This window comes from Frigoribacterium sp. AC759, assembly GCF_979256015.1.
The window spans coordinates 1-241 of record NZ_CEEDMT010000166.1; the positions used below are offsets into that span (position 1 = coordinate 1).

Below are 241 nucleotides of genomic sequence, written 5' to 3' on the forward strand. Positions count from 1 at the left end.
TCGCAATCGCGGTAACGCTTTTTAAACTTCTCCTTGCGGTCATCACGCAGCGAGTTAATGAAATCGTTCGTGAATTCCTCGGTGGAGACGTAATGCACCTTCAACTGTGGGAATAGTTGGCGCGTGTAATGGCCAATAGCGTGAAGAAGATGTGTTTTCCCTAAACCTGAACCGCCCCAAATGAAAAGCGGGTTATAGGCGTGGGCGGGTTGCTCTGAAATTGCCCACGCGGCCGCGGTGG

1 protein-coding gene is annotated in these 241 nt (G+C 51.9%); it reads right to left on the minus strand.

Annotated elements, in window-relative coordinates; translation table 11 throughout:
* Positions 1–241: DnaA ATPase domain-containing protein (locus tag ACZ6JE_RS15520; RefSeq protein ID WP_464319528.1), on the minus strand; the 241-nt coding region annotated here is incomplete at both ends.